The 20,967-nt window shown below is 46.5% G+C and carries 17 protein-coding genes; 3 read left to right on the top strand and 14 right to left on the bottom strand.

Annotated features, from left to right (window positions below):
• Nucleotides 1–58 precede the first annotated feature (58 nt).
• Entirely contained in the window at nt 59–943 is an 885-nt protein-coding gene (locus BLS69_RS05370) for a LysR family transcriptional regulator (protein ID WP_036672843.1), read from the top strand.
• 98 nt (nt 944–1,041) lie between these two features.
• Here BLS69_RS05370 and BLS69_RS05365 read toward each other — a convergent pair whose 3' ends face one another.
• The 7 genes from BLS69_RS05365 to BLS69_RS05335 form a co-directional block, all read right to left on the bottom strand.
• Nucleotides 1,042–3,057, bottom strand: coding sequence for a chemotaxis protein CheA (locus tag BLS69_RS05365; RefSeq protein WP_091029154.1), 2,016 nt, complete (start codon nt 3,055–3,057; stop codon nt 1,042–1,044).
• Between the two features lie 14 nt (nt 3,058–3,071).
• Nucleotides 3,072–3,497: a chemotaxis protein CheW gene (locus tag BLS69_RS05360; protein ID WP_017687852.1), complete on the bottom strand. Its 426-nt coding sequence runs from the start codon at nt 3,495–3,497 to the stop codon at nt 3,072–3,074.
• A gap of 25 nt (nt 3,498–3,522) precedes the next feature.
• Nucleotides 3,523–5,112 (bottom strand): methyl-accepting chemotaxis protein, encoded by a 1,590-nt coding sequence (locus tag BLS69_RS05355; protein WP_091029152.1) that lies wholly within the window; start codon nt 5,110–5,112, stop codon nt 3,523–3,525.
• Between the two features lie 548 nt (nt 5,113–5,660).
• Entirely contained in the window at nt 5,661–6,341 is a 681-nt protein-coding gene (locus tag BLS69_RS05350; RefSeq protein WP_091029150.1) for a hypothetical protein, read from the bottom strand.
• 177 nt (nt 6,342–6,518) lie between these two features.
• On the bottom strand, nt 6,519–7,115 hold the full coding sequence (locus BLS69_RS05345; protein ID WP_091029148.1) for a cupin domain-containing protein: 597 nt from the start codon (nt 7,113–7,115) through the stop codon (nt 6,519–6,521).
• Nucleotides 7,116–7,253: 138 nt separating this feature from the next.
• The gene (locus BLS69_RS05340; protein WP_256332228.1) at nt 7,254–8,210 is read right to left on the bottom strand and encodes an aldo/keto reductase; all 957 of its coding nucleotides are present in this window, start codon (nt 8,208–8,210) and stop codon (nt 7,254–7,256) included.
• 135 nt (nt 8,211–8,345) lie between these two features.
• Nucleotides 8,346–9,152, bottom strand: a complete 807-nt coding sequence (locus BLS69_RS05335; protein ID WP_256332227.1) for a helix-turn-helix transcriptional regulator — start codon at nt 9,150–9,152, stop codon at nt 8,346–8,348.
• A 162-nt stretch (nt 9,153–9,314) separates the two neighbouring features.
• On the opposite strand from BLS69_RS05335, the gene BLS69_RS05330 reads away from it, so the two are divergent.
• Nucleotides 9,315–10,853, top strand: a complete 1,539-nt coding sequence (locus tag BLS69_RS05330; RefSeq protein WP_091029140.1) for a hypothetical protein — start codon at nt 9,315–9,317, stop codon at nt 10,851–10,853.
• A 58-nt stretch (nt 10,854–10,911) separates the two neighbouring features.
• Here the strand turns inward: BLS69_RS05330 and BLS69_RS05325 are convergent, their stop codons facing one another.
• The 5 genes from BLS69_RS05325 to BLS69_RS05305 are packed head-to-tail and all read right to left on the bottom strand — an operon-like array spanning nt 10,912 to nt 15,539.
• The gene (locus BLS69_RS05325) at nt 10,912–11,634 is read right to left on the bottom strand and encodes a GntR family transcriptional regulator (protein WP_091029137.1); all 723 of its coding nucleotides are present in this window, start codon (nt 11,632–11,634) and stop codon (nt 10,912–10,914) included.
• A 10-nt stretch (nt 11,635–11,644) separates the two neighbouring features.
• On the bottom strand, nt 11,645–12,658 hold the full coding sequence (locus BLS69_RS05320; RefSeq protein ID WP_091029135.1) for a sugar kinase: 1,014 nt from the start codon (nt 12,656–12,658) through the stop codon (nt 11,645–11,647).
• Nucleotides 12,651–13,406: a 2-dehydro-3-deoxy-phosphogluconate aldolase gene (locus BLS69_RS05315; RefSeq protein WP_091029133.1), complete on the bottom strand. Its 756-nt coding sequence runs from the start codon at nt 13,404–13,406 to the stop codon at nt 12,651–12,653. Before BLS69_RS05315 ends, BLS69_RS05320 begins: the two co-directional genes overlap by 8 nt.
• Nucleotides 13,403–14,512 carry a DgaE family pyridoxal phosphate-dependent ammonia lyase gene (locus tag BLS69_RS05310; protein WP_091029131.1) on the bottom strand — a complete coding sequence of 370 codons (1,110 nt, stop codon included), beginning with the start codon at nt 14,510–14,512 and terminating at the stop codon, nt 13,403–13,405. The genes BLS69_RS05315 and BLS69_RS05310 overlap by 4 nt, the downstream gene beginning before the upstream one ends.
• Nucleotides 14,490–15,539 carry an amidohydrolase/deacetylase family metallohydrolase gene (locus tag BLS69_RS05305; RefSeq protein WP_256332333.1) on the bottom strand — a complete coding sequence of 350 codons (1,050 nt, stop codon included), beginning with the start codon at nt 15,537–15,539 and terminating at the stop codon, nt 14,490–14,492. The genes BLS69_RS05310 and BLS69_RS05305 overlap by 23 nt, the downstream gene beginning before the upstream one ends.
• Before the next feature lie 278 nt (nt 15,540–15,817).
• Here BLS69_RS05305 and BLS69_RS05300 point away from each other — a divergent pair, with 278 nt between their 5' ends.
• Nucleotides 15,818–18,148, top strand: coding sequence for a helix-turn-helix domain-containing protein (locus tag BLS69_RS05300; RefSeq protein WP_091029126.1), 2,331 nt, complete (start codon nt 15,818–15,820; stop codon nt 18,146–18,148).
• A 60-nt stretch (nt 18,149–18,208) separates the two neighbouring features.
• Here the strand turns inward: BLS69_RS05300 and BLS69_RS05295 are convergent, their stop codons facing one another.
• Both BLS69_RS05295 and BLS69_RS05290 read right to left on the bottom strand, forming a co-directional pair.
• Nucleotides 18,209–19,240, bottom strand: a complete 1,032-nt coding sequence (locus tag BLS69_RS05295) for a glycoside hydrolase family 130 protein (RefSeq protein WP_091029123.1) — start codon at nt 19,238–19,240, stop codon at nt 18,209–18,211.
• An 85-nt stretch (nt 19,241–19,325) separates the two neighbouring features.
• A complete protein-coding gene (locus BLS69_RS05290; protein ID WP_091029120.1) occupies nt 19,326–20,936 on the bottom strand; it encodes an extracellular solute-binding protein in 1,611 nt (536 codons plus the stop codon).
• Nucleotides 20,937–20,967 lie beyond the last annotated feature (31 nt).

Below are 20,967 nucleotides of genomic sequence, written 5' to 3'. Positions count from 1 at the left end.
TACGTTTTATAGCTATACAAGTAATTAATATATTTCACAGGAGCTATAGACCACATCTATGACAACAAATTACGAACTATATAAAGTCTTTTATTGGGCCGCCAAAACGGGAAGTTTGACACAGGCTGCAAAAGCACTGTATATCACTCAACCCAGCGTCAGTCATGCCATTAAGCAATTGGAAGAGAGCTTTGGTCTTACCTTGTTTTATCGAAATTCTAAGGGTGTAGCGTTGACACAGGAAGGTGCCAGTCTATACTCCTATATTGAACAATCCCAGATTCTGATCTCACTTGCGGAAGAAAAAATGGCCGCACTGAAGAATCTCGACAATGGTGAACTCCGGATTGGTGGCAGTGACTCCCTGTTCAAGCATTACATGCTGGCATATCTAGAGGAATTCCACACCTTGTACCCTAACATCAAGCTGCATCTGAGTCATGGAACTACGCCGGAAGTCATCACCTTTCTAAAAGAAGGCAAGATCGATCTTGGTGTTGTTCGGATGCCCATTGTTGATCCACAGCTTGAAGTCAGAGAAAGTATTCAGTTGAAGGACTGTTTTGTAGCTGGGGAACGATATGCTCAGTTGAAGGGTAAAGTCATGACACTTGAGATGCTTCTGGAGCATCAACTGATCCTCTTCTCTCGGAACAGCCGGGTTCGGATGGCTATAACCGAGTTGTTTAACAGCTATAATTACACGTTGAAACCTGAGATTGAGGTTGGTAGCGTTGATCTGTTGATTGAGTTTGCGCGTCGAGGACTGGGGATTTCCTATGTCACACGTGAATTTATATCCAAAGAGCTGGAGGAAGGTTCTCTCTTCGAAATTCAGCTTGATGTCCCGCTCCCCCCTTCCCATGTGGGGATTATGACCAAACGCAATATGCCAATCTCTCTGGCTGCCAACCGGTTTATGGATCTCATTTTCAAATCCTGAGTGGTCACAATGTCAAAAGGTACAACAAAGAGCCCCACCATCCAGTCATGGATGATGAGGCTTTTTGGCCTGCATAAAAATTTGTGTTTATCTAACGATTAAAGACTCACCAGATAGGACGCGTCCAATATAAGGGCAACCTTACCATTACCGAGGATCGTTGCGCCAGATAGATGGTTCATCGCTCCCAGATACGTACCAAGCGTCTTAATAACGACTTCCTGATTTCCTATAATCTCATCTACTGCGTATGCTGCAATTTTGTCAACGGAACGCACGATCACCAGTGGAATGGTTTTGGATTTGCGGTCTGTTCGTGGATAGTTGAGCCTGTCGCACAGTCGGTGAAAAGGTACAATTCGTCCATGATTCAGAATCGCTTGTTGCCCCTGAATCATCTGAATATCCTCAGGTGAAATTCGAACAATCTCTGCGACGTTGTACATCGGCAAGATCAATACACGACCCGATACTTTGACTAACAGACCTTTAATAATTGCCAATGTAAGGGGTAGACGGATCGTAAACGTGGTGCCCACACCAACCTCTGTATCAATATCAATGATACCGTTGAGTCGTCCGATCTGACTACGCACGATGTCCATTCCAACGCCACGTCCTGATACTTCACTGACAGAAGAAGCCGTAGAGAAGCCAGGCTCAAATATGAGATGCACAGCTTCCTGTGTCGTTAGTCGCGCAGCCTGTTCCTCACTAATAATACCTTTGCCCAAAGCGGAAGCCTTGATCTTCTCACCATCGATGCCTTTGCCATCATCTGAATAACGAATGACGACATGATTTTCTTCGTGAAATGAGGTTAATGTAATACGTCCTTTGGACGGCTTACCGTTCTCCGCCCGAACCTCTGCATTTTCAATGCCATGATCAGCACTGTTGCGGATGAGATGGATCAGCGGGTCACTCAATTCTTCAATAATCATCCGGTCAAGCTCAGTCTCTCCACCTTGAATAACCAGTTCCAGATCCTTACCCAGCTTCTGTGATAGGTCACGAACCAATCTCGGGAAGCGACTGAATAGTTGATCAATAGGTAACATCCGTGTCTTCATTACACCTTCTTGGAGTTCCTTGATCACCCTGCCCATATGATCGGATACACCACTAATACTCCGGATTAGTGGTGAAGACTCCTTACGCGCACCCGATCCACTAAGATCTGCAAGGGATGTCTGATCAATTAACAGTTCACCGACCAAATTCATCAAATGGTCCAGACGTTCAACACTCACACGAACCGTAGGTTGAGCAGCTTTCACTTTCTCATCCGGGCCAGTTGTATTCACGGTAGGCAAGCTTTGTTTCGTTTGCTCTGTTTCAGAGATTAATTCAATTGGTGCAGACGTCGCTGCAACCTCATTGGATTCCAGCAGATATGGATCAATCTCCAGCATATGAATATCCGAGTCTGAAGACAGCTCTGCCTTAAGCTGCTGTGTGTCCTTTGACGTTGCTACGATGATGATGAACTGACCATAATGATCATCTTCATTCTGCGCGCCCGGTTGACTCTCCATGAGCGAAGTAGCGACAACCGTACCACAGATCTCCTCAATGCGTTGTCGTAAAATATGATATCTGGCCGCTTTCATCATGCACTTCTGCTCCAGCACGATATGAATGGACAATAACTGCTTGCCTGACACTATAGCCACCTGTGCCACAATCGATTCTGCTGGTTGCAATTGAGGTACTTTAAGTTGCCCAACTACTGCCGGGGTTTGAATTAAATCTTTTATTTCTCGTACTACTGCTCGAAAGTCTGCATAAGCTTCCCCACGGATGTACTGATCACGAAGCACCTTCATGGCGTCCAAAGAGCGAAACAACGTATCAATTAGCTCCGAAGTCATCTCCGGTTTTTTCTCCCGGACCCATTCAAGAGCATACTCCACTTCATGCGTGAGGTCGCTTAATTCACGGAAATCCATTGTGGATGCTGATCCCTTGATGGTATGGGCTGCCCGAAACAGCGTCTGAACCAGTTCTACAGAAGGCGAAAGCTCCAATGCCAATAAAGACTGATCCATACGTTCCAATTGATCATTCAGTTCTTCGATAAAGATGTCACGGTAGGCAGACAAATCCATCATTCGTATATACCTCCCTAACCGCCCAATATTTCGTCCAGTTTCAAAATGCCCACAAGCTTGTCTTCCTGTTGACCCACACCATGGAATAAACCTTCACGGTTACGACCATATCCGCCGGTTGGCGGATGTATTTCTGAATATGTGGTTACCTTGTTCACGCGATCCACGATCAAGCCAATATATTCCTCCTGATGTCGAACTACGATAATACGCGTCGCTCTGGTGTCCGGTTCATCCGGCATACCCAGCAGGTTACGCAGACTCATCACACATACAACCTTGCCACGCAGATTAACTACCCCTTTGATCTCTGGGCGACTGAATGGGATATCTGTAATGCTGAGCATTTTAATAATTTCGTGAATTTCTTCGATTCGAATGGCGCAGGTCTCTGCACCTACAGACAGCTCAATATATTGTTCCTTCTGAAGTGAAGACATCAATTCACCCTCAATTCAATGTGTTTTATTGGGTTTTGAAGGCAGCTGCCGAAATCGCCAGCTCTTCCGCCAGGTGTGCCAAAGACTGACAGGTTGCTGCAGTCTCTTCTGACGCAGCGGCGGATTCCTCACTGGAAGCCGAGATGGATTCAACAGAACTCATTACCTCCGCCGCTTGAGCTGCCTCTTCCTCACATGCAGCTGCAATTTCGTTTACTTTCTGAGAAGAGTTATTGACCATATCAATGATCTGATCAAACGCCTGCCCAGTCATGGAAGACTGCTCAACACTGGCTGCTACTGCCTGTACACTCTGTCTCGTGTTTTCCTGCATCGCTTTGATGATGGCTGTAATTTCTTTGGTCGCCTCACCACTTCGTTCTGCAAGCTTCCGGACTTCATCTGCGACTACGGCGAATCCTCGTCCTTGTTCTCCCGCACGTGCCGCTTCAATAGCAGCATTCAGCGCGAGCAGATTGGTCTGCTCAGCGATATCGTCAATCACTTCGATGATGTCACCAATTTTACGAGAATCATCTTCAAGCTTGGTCATTTTTGTATTAACAGCTTGCATACCTTCCAATGAAGTCTGTACAACAAGTCCACCTTCACGTGCAGTCTTCACGGTATCGTTGGACAACTCAGCAGCTTCTTCCGCACTTGCAGCGACAGAGTTAATGGCAAGCGAAAGCTCCTTGAACAATTCGGAGATGTTTCCTGCCTCACTGGATTGGCTTGTGCTGGTACTTGCAATTTCCTGTGTGCTAGCTGAGATCTGTTCCGAAGAAGCGGCAACACTTTGAGAGTTCATCACGATATTGTTGATTAACTCTTTCAGGTTGTCGACCATACGATTCAATGCCGCAGCCAGTTGACCCACTTCGTCTTTGCTAGAGATGTCTGATTTAAGGGTCAGATTTCCGTTGGCAACTTCCGTAGCTAGACCCAGCATGGCCATGAGTGGCTTCGAAATGGAGCGAGAGATGATGTATCCAATGAGGACACTGAAGAGTACGGATGCAACGACCATAACAATTGTTACTGCAAAGGAAGTTGTGTAGGCTTCTTCAGACTTCGTGTTAGCCTGATCTGCCAATGTTACATTGAGATCCACCAGGTCTGCGAGCGTTTTTACAACCTCATCACCCGGAGGTTTCAATGTTGATTTCAGGAATGTAATGAAAGCTGCATCATCATCTGATACCGCCATAGTGACGCCTTGATCATAAAGTTTCATATAGCTGGTATATTGGGTATCTAACTTACGAAGCAATTCCGCTTCTTCCGGGGTAGTAGCAAGAGGACGATACGTAGCAAGTCGCTCCTCCATGGATTGACGAATTGTAGCGATATTTTCCGTAACTCTGGTCTGTTCTGCTGCTACCGTTTCATAATTCAAATCTCGCACGTTAACTCGCAATCTCTGATAATCAACCTGAGCAGAGGACAGTTCCCTAACTGAGATCAGATTGTTGTTATACATCTCTTGCATTCGTTCATTTGTACTTCTCAATGTTACTACCGAGTAGACGCCAAGCGACGCGAGGATTATCGACACAATTAAAAATGCTGAGATAATCTTTGTTGCTGTTTTCAAGTTTCCAAACCACTTCATGTAATCTCCTCCTAGGCATCGTAGTGTCCAGTTATGTATATAACGCTTAGTAAACCCTTCTCTAGGTCGCGCTCCAGACAACTTACGATCTATTTCGACATAAATATATTAAAACTGAATAGGAAATTTTTATTTCTATAAATTTGCACTATTATGAATTTTTATTTCAGATATAAAGAAACTTCTTTTTAATATAATTTATACTTTTTACCTATTAAATTTCTTTTTCCACTTACATATATATGTATAATCTACATTCTGCATTGATTTGCAAATACATCTCCATACAAAATTTCATGTGATATGATCTTCTTATATTTACATAAGAAGTTGTATAGTTCTTACGTCTAACAAATATCATTTTCCATGCGTAAAAATTATGTATTTTGCTGCACACACTCAACATTTCAAGACTTAAGTCTAATAAATCCTTACTCATACTGAGTCCATTTTCCCATAAAAAAAACCAAACCCGAATTAACAAAGTTTGGTTTTGAAGCAAAAAAACACACTTTAAATTAACATAAAACCCGTTTAAAACTAATTACTTATGTGTTATATAACTGCTCCAGTTCCATCAAGCGGTCCTTAATCCTGTGCGGAATAATATCAAACAGATTATCCCACGTCATGAACATCTCCGGTTTTAGTAAATATTCTTCGAACTCCATGGTAGGTACAAACGCTTTGGTCTGCAGATAACGCTCCACCTGAGCATCGATCTGTTCGTTCGTTTCAAAATAATCTTGAAACAACTCATTCACAAGTAGCCCATCACATCCAGCTTCGGCACCTGCTGCACTATACAGGTTTGGCAATAACTCAAATACAACCGGAAGTGGTGAGAAAGCATGTTTGCCAGGCTGCGAGTACAGACATACATGATGTCCAACCACATTGACCCGTTCCTTCAACAATCCACGCAGCACTTTCCCATGAAAGCTGGCTTCACAGTCTACTACCTCTCCATCATGACCCACATAAACCCATACATGCTCCATTTCATACAGATGTCCAATCTCATAATCCCACCAGATTGCATATTCAATTACATATTGTACTGCCTCGGTCGGAAACTTTATGTCCCTTCTGAACGATGGTGAAGGCCCTGATTGATGCAACACAGAAATGCCAACAAAATCAGGATAAAAGGGTTCGGCTCTGTCAAACATCAAAATAGGTGCATAACTCATTGCAGTTTCAAGCGTATTCATTTCTGACATGTTCATTCATGAGTCCTCCGTTTTTTTTGGATGTTCATACTATACTAACAGAGATCGTAATACACTGACTCAGGCATTTTGAATTTTTATCATACGATCATTACATCTACACATCAAAAAGCCTGCAACTGTTATTCTCCAGTTACAGGCTGTGTACTTTGATAATGAATAAGGAATCTTGAATTAAGACTTCAGCTTACTGGATGGCGACACGGACGTCTCGGAAGGTGAAGTCGATTGATCAGAAACCTGCGTATCACACCCTATTGGAGGGCCCAGAATGGCATCATTTTTAATGGACGCAACAGCTCTCGCATATGCCTCTTCATCCAAACAGTACGCGCGGTGAGCCACCTCCGGCGGTGTAGCTGCCAAGAAATCCGCTCCAAACACAATATCAGGCGTTGGTTGATCAAAAATAGTTAATACATATACATCATCTGTCTCAGCGACAAACCAGTGAAACCAGCCTTTCGGAAATACCACAACCTGACCTGGTTTCAGACGATATGTCAATCGTTCACGCGTAAACGGATTGAAGACTGACGCTGTAACTTCACCGGTGATGACCACAACCATCTCCGTAACATTGGTGTGCCAGTGCGGCTGCACAATGATTCCTTTGCTTAAGTACACGTTGAAGAAACCATTTGCAATGGTCGGCAGCTGTTCTCCAAATAACTGGGTTACATAGTTGCGTGAATCCCTCTGATAATTGATAACCGCATTGGAATCGGCTGCCAGCGGAACATTCGGGGCTTGTAAAATCGGATTCATCATACGATCATTTCTCCTCCTTGGGCATACATCTCATTGTTGTACTGTATGCCGGAGAATAGAAAGATAATACCGTTGACACATGTTATATATTGTTTTTAATCCTGAACTTTAGGTTTCTTAGAATCATGTATAAACAAACTAGACTTGACCAGGGAATCTGCCTCCGGCTGCAATGCCTTGGGGTGATATGCGATCTATCTGGTTCATCTCATCATCCGTAAGCGAAACCTGTAGCGCTCCTAAGTTCTCGTGAACTCTTTCCAAGTTGCGAGTCCCCGGGATCGGAACGATATGTTCCCCCTTTCCAAGCAACCAGGCCAGAGCAAGTTGAGAGACCGTGCATCCTTTTTGCTTAGCCATCTCTTGGATCAATCCAACAACCTCCAAATTTTTCTGAAAGTTCTCACCTTGGAAACGCGGATAGTGGCGACGATAATCATCCTCCGGCAGATCGTCTATGGAACGGATCTGACCTGTCAGGAATCCCCGCCCCAATGGGCTGTATGGAACCAAGCCAATGTTCAATTCATGCAGGACAGACATAATCTCATCCTCAAGCTCTCGACTCCATAATGAATATTCGGTCTGCAACGCTGTAATCGGATGAACAGCATGTGCACGCCGAATGATCTCTACTGGCGCTTCGGACAAACCGATATATCGAATCTTCCCCTGTTGAACCAGATCGGCAAGCGTGCCTACCGTCTCTTCAATAGGTGTATTCGGATCAGGACGATGTTGATAATACAGATCGATATAATCCATTCCCAGGTTGTAGAGACTCGCATCTACTGATTTTTTGATGTAGGCTGGATCTCCCTTGGGGCCCTGCGTGTGTGTTATACCAAATTTGGTGGCAACGATTGCCTTGGATCTTCGACCTTGAAGCGCGCGTCCAAGCAGTTTTTCATTCCCTCCAAATCGCTGTTTTTCATACTCTCCATACAGATCCGCCGTATCAAACATGGTAACTCCTGCATCTAGCGCACCCTGAATGGTATGTACCGATTCGTCATTATCCGGCATCATCATCACACCCAGGCCGAGCGCAGATATTCGTAATTTATCATTTCCCAGTGTTCTTGTTTTGAGCATGAGGCTCCCTCTTTTCATCTTGAAATAGAAACGTTAACTAGATACGTATGAACTTGAGTTCATTCTATTTCACTCCCGAGACCCCAACCACACTCTGTTTATGCTAGTAAAGAAATTACTAGTTTGATTAACCTTCTATATGGCAACAGGAACGTAAATACAACAATGAATGCCTGATTGGCTGTTCAGATTATTCATGGAAAAGATATCGTATGCATGCACAACGCCATCTGCCCGATCCGTCGTTTCAAGCAGGACACGATTGACTTGTTTTAATTCAACTTGGTGCAGGTTCCAGATCGTTCGGAAGTCTACACTTTCTTCACTCAATTGTTTCACGATTCTGCTGAATTCGGGGTCACTCGGATACTTGTCATAATACGTACGGAATACGGCTACCGAGTGCCGCGCGAATTCCTCCCAGTTGTGCATACGCTCCCTGAGCGCTGGATCCAGAAATAAAATCCGCATCATTAGACGCTCGTTCACATTCATCGATGAGAAGTTGAAAAGGTTCGTATCAGCAGCTTCATTCCAGGCAAGTACCTCAGAACGTTCATTGGTAATAAAGGAAGGATGAGTCAACTGGCCAATAATGCTCTGCCACCCTGGCTCCAGTTGTGAATACGAAGCAAGGAATTCATGTTCCGTATTAGGGTCCCATAAGTCAAACAGATGACTCTTCTCTTCCAGGGTTAAACGGAGCGCATTCGCTATACTCTGCATCACTTCTCGTGAAGCCGCCAACTCCCTACCCTGTTCGAGCCACGTGTAATACGTTGCACTGACACCAGCCAATACCGCTACTTCTTCCCGCCGTAGACCGGGTGTTCTTCGCTGTCCATAAGATCCTGACAATCCAACCTGTTCCGGTTGAATGCGGCTTCTCCGTGATTTCAAAAACTCCCCCAGTTTTTTGTTACGGCTCATACTTGTATCCATAGACATCGTTCCTTTTTATAAAAGTATTCAAGCCTATTCGGCTCTATCCAAAATGGTAGTCTCTGAATGACTTTGATATAATTCATCTATTATGTGTTCTGCAGAATACTTGGTTTACAAGTAAGCTTAGCATCGATTGGTGCAGAACGAAAGGAGCATAAGATGATCCCCAATGTTGGAGATGTGTACTGCGTGTATGTCGAAAAATTACAACAATATACAGCCTGCCAGGTAACTGGACTGAATGAAACGGAGGGTAAAACTTCCGACACGCTTGCCTCCGTCCTTCAGTTGGATTGGACTGGTGATCAACTGCCTAATGAGATGCAGCTTCATCAGATGAAACCGCTGATCTGTAACTTCTATTTCTGGCATGATCGACTTGCTCATAGTTTCGTAAATGCTAATGTCCCTTCACAGTATGTGCTTGCAGGCAATATCCCTCCTCTCTACACCGAGGAAACAAATACGTATGGGGGAGGCTGGCCGATCGGAGAAAGTCTATATCTCCAGCGTGAATGGGAAGGTATCGATGCGATCCGAAGAGCGCAGTTCAAACAAGCTGCGAATGATGACAAAGACGTGATGGTTGGCGATCGTGTAATGCGGCGCAGTACGAGTACACTCCGCGATTTCAGCCCTAAATCTTCTGAAGATGTAGCCGAACTCGCAAAGCTTCCTTGTCTGACACATATTGAAATGGATGGATATACGGAATCGATCTTTTCATTTATAGAGGACAATCCGTTCATTAATGAACTTCATATCTTACATCATGGTCAAACGATGCTCGATATCAGCAAGAGTCACCTGACCAGACTTATTGTGGATGTCAGCGGGTTGAAGGAGTTAATTTTGAACACAAAGATGAAAAGTCTGAATTTCACAGGGGAGTTGTCTCCTGATCTGCGTATCGTGGCTTATGAAGACGGTAAATGCATCACTCTCAATGTTCCATCGGGCCTGCCACAGGTTACGGGTATCTCACGACTTGATGGTCTGTATATCAGAGATATCACGGAGCTCAATCTGGACCCACTTGTGCAGTATTATCCTGAGCTTTCAGAGTTGCGATTGTGGGGTAAACCCGGCAATGTATCCCATATAGAATCAATTCAGCATTTGGCAAATTTGCAAACCTTCACTACATATGACCTATTCGGCTTCAATGGTGGACAATTCCCTGATCCAGAACAACTTCCGAAATTGACTACGCTGTGGCTAACCAGCCTGCCTGCTGATGCAGCCAAATCGATCAAAACAAGATATAAAAAATTCGCTGCTACCGGACTTGATATGGAAATCACCAAAGCACGCAAACCCGAATGGCTTGCGGAGAACCTGAACAATCCGTTTCGGGATTGGGATGGGCGGGACCACATTAAGGCAGCTCACGCCAAAAAAGCAGCGCAATTGTACAAGCAGTGCTTGAAGGAAATCCGTCAGTTAAGTCAAGATTTTAACAATCAGGAAGCTCTGCACAAACAGCTCGTTCCCATGGTTGAGAACTACACACAGACCTTCAACAAGATGGATGCCAAGACCGGCTTTATTGAAACTGTTGAGCGGGAAGAGATTTATGTTGTTCTAACGGAGTTGCTGGATCAATTACAGCAGTATTTGGAACTGCGTCAAGATGATTGGGTTAAGGTTAATCACGAGGAATTATATGAGGTATTTGATCGTTTGAGGGATTTTTAGTTTACGTAAAAAGGGTCCTGTTATGAAAATGGCAGGACCCTTTTCTGCACCGCCGACCTCAAGTGTCGTAACTAACCAGATAATGATGAAGTTCCGTGTTATAACAGCCGATACTGTGCTCAATTAATCTGCCTTCTCCGTCGAAGGAGTTACGGAGGCGCTTAAGCACATACGTCCCCGGGGGGATCTTCAGTAGTTGGCATACCTCATGAGCTGCCGGCTCTACAAAGAAACGGTCTTTGAAGTTCTCCAGCAAAATGTTGTTCTCCTCCAATGAGTCATACAGCGATTGGATGTCTCCATTCATTTCTTCCATGCCTCCGCCGGGTAATGCAGCTGCTGCCAAGAAGTGTATCAGATGAATATAAGGTTGTCCGTTAAGAATGTAGAGCCTTTCAATCCGCTGGCAATACGGCCCGTAGCGACCATATTCCTCCGTTCCGGTATCATTGGTGAGTAAACGGGAATTCAGAACTTTCTTTTCCAGCTTATGGCCCTCTTCTACGAGCAGCTCCGTAAACCGTTTGCCCTTTGAGAGCTTCTGATGAGAGGTATTGCGCAACACAATTGTGCCAACACCACTTTTCTTCTGCACGTAACCTTCCTGCGACAGCTCTTGGACCGCACCGCGGACTGTCATTTTACTGACGCCAAATTCTTTCTCCAGCTGTGGTTCAGAGGGGATGATGCTTCCAAGAGGATATACCCCATGTAGAATCCGATCTTTGAGAATTTTTTGGATTTGCTGATATAAAGGACCTTGCTTGCGCTTCAGAGACACTCACTGTTCACTACCTTTCAACATCTGAGGGATGGTCCGACAGCGCGCGGAGCACCTCATTCTCGGTAAAAAGCGCTGTATCGCCTTGAGTGGTATGGGCCAGCATCGCTGCCGCCACTGCCATATTAACCGTATACTCGTGTGGGTATTGCTGCAATTCCCCATGGATGATGGTGCTAGCAAATACATCCCCTGCACCGATCCGGTCATACACTGGGAATATCAGCTTTCGGGAAAATACGAACGTACCTTGATGATAGATATATCCTGTCAAGGAATGCGTATGGTCCGCGTTAATCACACGGTGGGTTCCTGCTACCGTTCCGATTCCGAAGCGCTTTGCAACTTCAGGAATCGCTTGCTTCATCTGTGTTATTCTATCATATTCTCCGGTTCCGATGCCAAGAATACACTTTGCATCCTTCTCATTCATTAACACCAGATCTGACAGCCCCAGCAGTTCCTCATAATGCGGGCGGGCCTTGACATAACCATCTGTCCCCCATAACGCAGGACGGTAATTACAATCAAAAACAACCTTGCCCCCAGCACTCCTCACTTCCTCAGCAAGCCGTTTCATCTGCTTGCGCACGCCATCATTCATAGCCAGCGTAATGCCACATAAATGAAGAACATCGACTCGGGAGGCAAGATCTTTCATATCATAATTATCTGCCTCCGCGGTATTGAAACTGCTGCCCAGCCGGTCTGTGTAAGTAACTCTGCCAGGGCGGGCTCCAAAGCCATTCTCCAGAAAGTACATCCCAAGGTGTCTACCTCCCTGGCTAATAAGAGAGGTATCTACCCCCAGCTTGCGCAGATAAGCGATAGCCGCTTCGCCCACCGGAGTTTCCGGCAAAGTCGTAATAAGAGCACCGTTATGGCCGTATCTGGCTAATGCTGCCGTTACATTCACCCCGCTGCCGGAAAACGAATAATCCAGCCTGCTGCTCTGGACCAGTGTTTCGTAGCCCGGAACCTGCAGCCGCATCATCACTTCACCAAATGCAGCAACCCTAGGCATATCGGTCTACCAGCGATTTCATTGTTTCGAGCAGTCTGCGGACATCCTGTACGTTTGTACTCCCGGTCTGCGACTCAATAATTGAAGAATAGACATGTGGTATAACCTGAGGTACGCCTGCCTGTAGTGCAATCTCTAGAATGGGTCCAAAGTTGTCCAGATCGATTCCGCCTGTAGGCTCCAGAGCAAATCCCGCTTCTCCACAAGCCTTGGCAACAGCACGGTACTCCCCTTCCAGCTTCAACCCCTGCATCGGATAATATTTGAGCGCGTTCCCTCCCATGTCACGAACCAATGCAATGGCGGCATGAACCGGAACAATGGCCTGCGGAGTCGTTACTGAACTGATGGGGCCAGTCGATATATTTACATAACCTGGCTGACCGCACGGAGATACCAGGCAGTTAATCCAACTATCTTTAGGTCCCAGATTGGCACGGGTTGCCCCGACTGCCGGGAATACCTGATTGATATGGCTTCCCGGATAGCTGGCGACAATCTCCGCCACAATTGCAGCCTGACGGCTGTCTCCGGCCCCAAGTCCGATAGATACGGCATCTTGAATAGCCTGACCATATTCAGTCATGGCAACTACAGCTTCTTCCGACGTAGCATAATTTTTGGAGAGCACACCAATAAGTACATATCCTTCCGCAGCCTCGTACACATCCTTGGCGTTCCCGATACTCCCGGCCAGTACATTAATTGCGGCCCTATTCTTATACAGACACTGCTGAATATGACTCATTCTGGTTTACCTCCCACGATTTCATGTATTCTGCTGACGATGACCTGCAAATCATCTCCTTGCAGCGACCTTGGATCAATATCGAAATAACCCTGCTTGACGCCATAGTCTCGGGTATATACCGCAATTACACCTTCACGTAGCTGGTCATTCATTTTCTTCGCATCCACCCCAGCAAGAGAGGAATCAATCTGGACGCGCCCCCGGAAAATCGATCTGCCGGCTTCATCCTGCACGATGCGGACCGAAACACCAGGAAGTCTATCCAGTGCCTGAAGAGCCTTCAGCGTCTGCTTCTCTCGTTCACTATTATCGGCTTTGTCCTGGTATTCCTCTAGCGCTTGAAGTAACCCAAAAATGGTCTCTTTGCCAATCTTCATGCTGCGGCCAATCCCGTGTAGCTGTACCTTAAGCCACTCCACGTATTTCTTTTTACCGGCGACAATGCCGGAAGTAGGGCCTTCAATAGCTTTCGACCCGCTGTAAATGGCCAGATCCGAAAGTTGGATATATTTGTGCAGATCCTCTTCCGCTGCCGCATCAACAATCAGCGGCACCCCTCTTCGCTGTGCAACCTCCCAGGCCTCTTCCACAGAAATCATGTTCTTCTGGACAGCGTGATGGGATTTAACATAAAAAATGGCTGCAGTGTGTTCGCCGATTGCCTGATCGATATGCTCCTTGCGGCCTTCATTGGCGTATCCAACTTCCACTACCCGGCCGCCGCCAAGGAATATCATGGTTTCAACCGGCGCTCCATATTGCACATTATGGCCTTTTAGCATAATAATTTCATTTTTCAATATCGGCTCTTGGTGCAGACGAAGGCTGAGATGTGGATCTCCGGCAGTCACAATGGCTGCCACTGACAGTGCAATACCACTGGATGCGGAGTTCACCACAACCGCGCTTTCCGAACCAAGTAGCTGTGCAATATATTCTCCGGATTTGTTCACAAGATCCGCAATTTCCACGTACTGCTGTCCGCCCTGTTTCATCGCATCCATGACTGAATCCGTTGGTGCGGAAACGCCAAGGATGCTCATTCTTCCACTGGCATTAATAACACGCTTCAATCCATATTTAGCCTGTAATGAGTGACCCATTAGCATAAACTCCTTTAGCCTCAATATAGTATTGCGTGACCCGGACATCTCCTTCCGAGTCCTTAAGTTGCTTTTCGCCTGCTTCCAGAGAAAACAAAGTCAGGTTCGCCTGCTGTCCCACCCTAATCTGCCCGAGCTCCGGCTTACTGAGCCACTCCGCTGGACTTCTTGTAACCGCACGGATCACCTCTTCCAGACTGTAGCCGAGGTACAGAAATTTCGTCAGTACATTCGACATACTGTATACCGGACCATTCATACGGTTGCCTCGGTAAATGTCCGTACTGATTGTATTCAACGCAATGCCTGCAACCTTGGCCTGTTCTGCAATCCGGAAGGAGAAGCTCGCTGTGCCATGCCCCACATCCAGATGAACTCCCCGAGCAGCTGCATCCAGCAGTTCTTGCAGCGGTGTGCCGTCCGCATGAAACAGATTGTTGGACTTGCCGTTAAGATAATGGGTGATTACATCACCCGACTGTAGTAGCTCCAGCACATCAGAGATCGCGGGCGGAGCAGAACCGATGTGAACCATGAGCGGAAGTTTCGTTTCTTCCGAGAGTGTGCGTGCCAACTTGAGTGGCTGTATGCCGCTGTCTTTGACCACACTTTGGCTGATGCGGGCTTTCAGACCAACAATGAAATCAGGATAAGCCGCTGCTGCCTCCAGTACCTTGGCCCGGTCAATCCATTCCAGCTGCGACAGTTCATCCGTCCGTTCGAGCCCGATGCTTGAAATGTTCAACAGAGCAAATACTTGTGTAGCAGCCTGTAGTCTTGCGGTATAAAAAGCTCCAATTCGATCTGCACCGCAGCTTCCGGCATCTACAAGCGTTGTTACCCCCTGCTTCACACCAATTTCGTCGATATCATCGCCATAGGGATCAAGCTCCTGGACGGCATGCACATGCAGATCAATCCACCCACTGGACACATATAAACCTGAACAATCCAGCTCATTTTCTCCTTCAGCCTGGCCTGGCGGTGTAATGGCGGTGATGATCCCGTCCTGAATGGCGATATCCATAATTCGCCCGTCAACAAGCTGCAAATTGCGCAGCACATTCTCTGTGCCCACTCATCCCATCTCCTTTTTCAACCCCGGTTTACAGGCAAAATTCAAAAAATGATTCATGATATGAAATCTGTACTTCTAATTAGTTGAAAATAAGCCTGATGATCTACTTTATTCTAAAGATTATAATGTTATAATGTTTATACTAGCACAAGAGTAATCCAGAAGAGAACACTGATTTCTAATTCAAAAGTTTAATCCGAATATCCTAACACTGGAGGGACTGCTTCATGGCAAATTCGGCACTCAAGCCATCCTTGCTCAACAGATTCAAGCTCAGCTGGAATCATTTCAAATCAAGGCTTCTGCTGAAGTATGCCTTTTCTTACATTCTCATATTTCTTATCCCTCTGACAGGTGTAACTATTTTTGTATATGAAAACGCTGTCAAAGGATTGCGTGTAGAGATTGAACAATCAAATGTCAATCAGCTTAACCAGGTGAAGAGCACTATAGATAACCGTATGAATGAGCTTCAGGAAATAGCAGGAAGAATCGCCTATGACAAACACCTGACCCCTTATATGGTACAGCATCCCTATTACAGTTTGGAGGCGATTCAGGCGCTGGCCAATTACAAAGCTAGCAGCAGCATTGCAGAGGATCTGCTTCTCTATTTCCATAACGATGCCAACATCTATTCGTACCGCGGTCTGGCTAATCTTGACGTCACCTTTGATAGCCTCTATCAGTTCGAGCATTGGAATCCGGAAGAGTTGCGGCGGGACTTGAATGAAACTAGGCAGCCCCTGGTCCGTCCCGCTGAGAACGTGAAGGTTAATTCCCGAGTGGAGTCGATGCTCGTCATGCTTGTGCCCGTTAAACCTAATGACCCGTTTCCATATGGGACCGTTGTTTATTTAATGAAAGAATCCAACCTTACCGGGGTCATGGATTCGATTTTGAGTGATTTTTCAGGAAGCAGTTATATTTTCAGTCCCTCCGGAGAGGTGTTGACCGCAAATAGCCATGGCATCAGCCTTCCCCAGGACGAAATTGAGAATTTAGCTACACTTGAGCCCGGTATTCATAATTTGAAGATGGATGGAGAACAATACTCCGTTGTTTCAGTCCAATCTGAAGAAAATGGCTGGACCTATGTGACCACGATGCCAAGCTTCCAATTTTTCAGCCGTGTCGCCCATGTCCAAACCCTCATCCTGATCGTCTTCTGTATTACCGTCATTACCGGCATAGCTGCTGCGCTGTTGTTAGCCAAACGGCAGTACCATCCGATCAGGGATTTGATGGACAAGATGAAAGGCAGCGGCGATGATGCTCCCAAGCTCCGCAATGAATGGGAATGGATACGCCAGACCCTCCACAATTACAGTGTGAAAATTGATTTTCAGGAGCCCTTTGTCCGCAATCAGTGTATGCTACTGTTACTCAAGCACGGCAAGCCGGATGATCCGGAGATCGAACAAATGATCCTTAGCGCAGGATTTAGGCATCCTCAAGGACAAGGTCTCTATTTCTCAGCTATTCTGTCCTGGGATGATACTATGCCCGGCGGCAAGTCCTGGCAGGAACGCCATCTGTTGCAGGGAATACTCAGCAATGTATGTCTTCCCGGTACCGGTGCTCAAATCTTCGGTGTAGAATTCTCGGTCAAGGATCAGTTTGCCCTGATTATTTCACTTCCCGGTGATGCGGACAAGCCGATTCAAAGCCAATTGGAGCAGGTCATTGAAGCCATTCAAACGTTAATCCGCGAGCACTCTCAGCTATCTCTAAGTATCGGTGTCGGCATGGCCTACAGAGACTTAGCCCGTCTTAACCAATCCTTCATTGAAGCCGCTGCAGCTCTGGAGCACCGGATCATCCGGCGCAGCGGTCAGGTCACTTATTTCGAGCAGCTTGCAGAGCTGAACCCTTCTGCTTCCGAGAGCTTCTGGATTCCACGCAAATCCATGCTGAAACTGGAGCAGAGTCTAAAGCAGGGCAACGAATCAGTAGCTGTCCAAATGATTGCCGATACCATTCATACGATCAAAGACGAGCCGTTGCAAGTTCATCTACTGCGCTGCATCTGTTTTGATCTGCTGAACACTTTTCTACGCACCGCCTCCGAGCTTGGTATGAACGAAGTGTTCGCTAATATGCCGGAATTAACTTCCTTCGAAACACTTGAAGAGCTGGAATGTCGTTTGCTCAGTCTGGCCGCTGACATTTGCGCGCAGGTGGAGCTGAATACAAAGACAAGTGAGTCTACATTAATGGATGACGTTCTGACTTACGTGGATCAACAGTTTGCAGACTACACACTCAGTCTAGAGCATGTGGCGCTTAAGTTTGCCATTTCAACTTCTTATTTAAGCCGGAGCTTCAAAGAGAAGACCGGCAGCAATTTCTCACAATATATCTGGCAGCGTCGTGTGGATGAAGTCATGCGACTGCTGGAGAATACTAGCGCGCCGCTCAAAGAAATTATCGAACAGGTCGGTTATATGGATGCGCCAAATTTCATCCGCAAGTTCAAAAAAGAGATCGGTCTGACGCCAGGGCAGTATCGCAAGGAACATGCCTTGAGAAGGCTTACTACGAAAAGGCCTGTTTAAGTTGGTGGAGCTTGCACCCTTTCTGTTCTACATTTTTATATTTGAAGATACAGCTTCATTTTATAGTTTATTTTGCTGCTGCCCTTCCTGGAGGATGTGCTCTACCAGCTCATCCAGAGGAACTGTTGCTAGGGCAATCGCCGTATCTGTTACCCCGTAATAGATATAGAGCAGTCCATCTTTGACCACATTTCCGGTCGGGAAGATGACATTGGGGATCTGGAACCCAAATTTCTCATAATACGTCTCTGGCTCCATAATAAAATGATGCGTCCGGGCAATGATTTTCTCCGGCTGCTCCAAATCCAGCAGCATGGCCCCCACACGGTAGACGATGTCCTCATCGACGCCATGATAGAGCACCAGCCAGCCCTTGTCCGTACGTACCGGGGGCGTAGAGCCACCAATCTTCCGCGATTCCCAGGAAAGGTTCTGGGCGGTAGCTAGCAGCTTGGGTTCTTCCCAGTTCACGAGATCCTCGGAGTAGGTAATCCACATCGCCGCCTTATCCGTACCGTAGGCTTCTCCCACATATTCCTCGGGGCGGCGCAGCAGTACAAATTTGCCGCCTATTTTCTCGGGGAACAGAATGTTGTCCCGGTCATTAATATCAAGAGGTGTCGTGTCCGCCACATACTCCCAATCCAGCAGATTATCTGATTTCAAAATGGAGGACCGGGTTAGCCAATGTCCCTCCTCGTCCCCCCACCCATCCGGATATTTCGGAATAGAGCGAAGGGGGACACCTGCCCCGGTAGGATAGTAACTCATAGCACAGGGGCGAAGGGCGTAGTTCAGATAAAAGGTCCCGTCAATTTTGACAATCCGTGGGTCCTGTACACTACCATAAGGGAATCCCAGCATGTCCGGCGTCACAATTGGCTCATCTTTCACGTGGGTAAAGTTCACCCCGTCTTCACTCTCTAGCAGCCCTAAGTAATTTTTGCATGGAGTTAGGGAACCAGCGGCGCGCTCAATCATATAAAAGTTGTCGTTATCGATGATAACTGCAGGGTTGAAAACCGTAACCTTGCGCCATTCATAGTTGCCCGGGACGACAATGGGATTATTCGGATGTCTCGTGATTTGCATGTCTAATCCTCCTGCATTTATGTTCAGGAACACGTTTTATGCTTATATCTCATTTTTTACAGCAAATTTCTGCGCATGGACCTGGTTAGTTGGATTTCCAGCGATCATAGGCAGCCTGGTTGATTTCAACCATACGCTCTCCACCCATTTTTTTGACGGTCGCCACATAATTGTCCCAGCCCGTAAGTGGCTCGGCTCCGGTGATGAATTTCGCCTCCATCTGATTCACATATGTCTTCAAATCAGAATTCAGGCTACTGATTTCGGTCTGCTCTTCCACGGTAAGGAACAGAGTTGGAAACGGAATCCGTGCGCCTTTATCGAGAAGCTTCTGCTTGGTCTCCTGCTCTACCCAGAGGTCAAAGTCTGTCTTCAGCCCCTTAGAAATATCATCCATGGACAGGGTTGGAGCGGGAATACCGTAGTTAGGTGTCAGCGTTGCCCGATAATCTTCCATTTCCTTGCCGTCTGGTACCGGTAAGTACTGTTTGACCCGGTTCTCTTTATCGGTGTATTCCCAGAGAATGCCCTCTGGACCTTTATTAAAGAACATGGCACCTTCATAAGAATAGAGATAATCCACCCAGCGTATAGAGGCTTCCGGCGCAGGATTACTCTGCGTGATCGCAAAAGCACCGCTGGTAATACCCCTGTTCTTTGCAATCGCTGGAGCAGCAACTGATTCACTGTGGACAGGTGCAAACATCGGATCTGCCGTCGAAGGCTCTCCACCTTTGCTCATGTAGGCATGCCAGTCCGAAAAGAGGGCAATTTGATTATTCTGTGCTTTGGCCTTCTTTTGCTCCGCTGTTTGTGAGAAGCTCTCATGATCCAGCAGATCTTCAGACCACAGGCGGTTCATATAGGTCAGATATTCCTTGTAACCTTCTTCAAGTGGTGTATAATGCACCTTGTCCGCATCGTCCACATAAATTTCTTCTTCATAAATGCCGAAGGCACCAAGCAGCCATGTACGGATATCGCGGAGGTTCGCAGCAGGTGTTGTCACCGAAGAAATCGGAATTTCATCGGCTATGCGATTGCCGTTGGGATCTTCCTCTTTCACTCGTTTCAGATAGATATACAACTCCTCTGTCGTTTCGGGAAGTTTGTCGATATTGAGTGCCTTCAGGAAATCCCCGTTATACCACATCGGATTGCGGTACCAGTGCTGGCTAAGTTCTACTACGGGCAAGGAATAGATATGCCCATCCGGTGCAGTAATCGATTTGCGGACATCCGGATTCTCTTCCAGCAGCGCCTTGAAATTCGGAGCGTACTCTTCAATCAGATCCTCCAGTGGAATGAGGATCCCCTGCTCTCCATAATTCATCTGCTCTGCAGTAGTCAAACCGGCGGCATAGAGGATATCCGGGTAATCCCCACTGGCAAGCACCAGATTTTTCTTGGTTTCGAAGCTATCCTTCGGTGCGTTCTTGTATTCCAGCGTAATACCGGTCTTCTCCTGCATCTGCTGAAGCACCGCCATGTTCTCCCAGTTCTGAATCCCTACATCTGGCGCCATAAGCGACAGAGTAACGGGTTCATTAACAATCGGAAAACCTTCATTGTTCACAGCGACTTTTCCGAGATTGTTGTTTGCTTCACCTTCGTTTGAATTGCTGCAGCCTGCCAGTAGTGTAAGAACTAAAGCCGAAGATAGCAGAATTTTCCATGGTTTACCTGTGGTCGGCATTCATAATTCCTCCCTTGTTATCATCACATTT

This window comes from Paenibacillus sp. CF095 (assembly GCF_900101225.1).
Classification (GTDB): Bacteria; Bacillota; Bacilli; order Paenibacillales; family Paenibacillaceae; genus Paenibacillus.
The sequence above is the reverse complement of the archived record's forward strand: the minus strand, read 5'-3'. Positions and strand labels throughout refer to the sequence as shown.

Excerpts from the sequence above, each read along its gene's own strand:
- BLS69_RS05300 (WP_091029126.1), top strand. The coding sequence starts at position 15,818 with ATGGCAAATTCGGCACTCAAGCCATCCTTGCTCAACAGATTCAAGCTC.
- BLS69_RS05365 (WP_091029154.1), bottom strand. The coding sequence starts at position 3,057 with ATGATGGATTTGTCTGCCTACCGTGACATCTTTATCGAAGAACTGAAT.
- BLS69_RS05330 (WP_091029140.1), top strand. The coding sequence starts at position 9,315 with ATGATCCCCAATGTTGGAGATGTGTACTGCGTGTATGTCGAAAAATTA.
- BLS69_RS05320 (WP_091029135.1), bottom strand. The coding sequence starts at position 12,658 with ATGCCTAGGGTTGCTGCATTTGGTGAAGTGATGATGCGGCTGCAGGTT.
- BLS69_RS05310 (WP_091029131.1), bottom strand. The coding sequence starts at position 14,512 with ATGGGTCACTCATTACAGGCTAAATATGGATTGAAGCGTGTTATTAAT.
- BLS69_RS05345 (WP_091029148.1), bottom strand. The coding sequence starts at position 7,115 with ATGATGAATCCGATTTTACAAGCCCCGAATGTTCCGCTGGCAGCCGAT.
- BLS69_RS05335 (WP_256332227.1), bottom strand. The coding sequence starts at position 9,152 with ATGGATACAAGTATGAGCCGTAACAAAAAACTGGGGGAGTTTTTGAAA.
- BLS69_RS05350 (WP_091029150.1), bottom strand. The coding sequence starts at position 6,341 with ATGAACATGTCAGAAATGAATACGCTTGAAACTGCAATGAGTTATGCA.
- BLS69_RS05315 (WP_091029133.1), bottom strand. The coding sequence starts at position 13,406 with ATGAGTCATATTCAGCAGTGTCTGTATAAGAATAGGGCCGCAATTAAT.
- BLS69_RS05360 (WP_017687852.1), bottom strand. The coding sequence starts at position 3,497 with ATGTCTTCACTTCAGAAGGAACAATATATTGAGCTGTCTGTAGGTGCA.
- BLS69_RS05370 (WP_036672843.1), top strand. The coding sequence starts at position 59 with ATGACAACAAATTACGAACTATATAAAGTCTTTTATTGGGCCGCCAAA.
- BLS69_RS05340 (WP_256332228.1), bottom strand. The coding sequence starts at position 8,210 with ATGCTCAAAACAAGAACACTGGGAAATGATAAATTACGAATATCTGCG.
- BLS69_RS05355 (WP_091029152.1), bottom strand. The coding sequence starts at position 5,112 with ATGAAGTGGTTTGGAAACTTGAAAACAGCAACAAAGATTATCTCAGCA.
- BLS69_RS05295 (WP_091029123.1), bottom strand. The coding sequence starts at position 19,240 with ATGCAAATCACGAGACATCCGAATAATCCCATTGTCGTCCCGGGCAAC.
- BLS69_RS05305 (WP_256332333.1), bottom strand. The coding sequence starts at position 15,539 with ATGGATATCGCCATTCAGGACGGGATCATCACCGCCATTACACCGCCA.
- BLS69_RS05290 (WP_091029120.1), bottom strand. The coding sequence starts at position 20,936 with ATGCCGACCACAGGTAAACCATGGAAAATTCTGCTATCTTCGGCTTTA.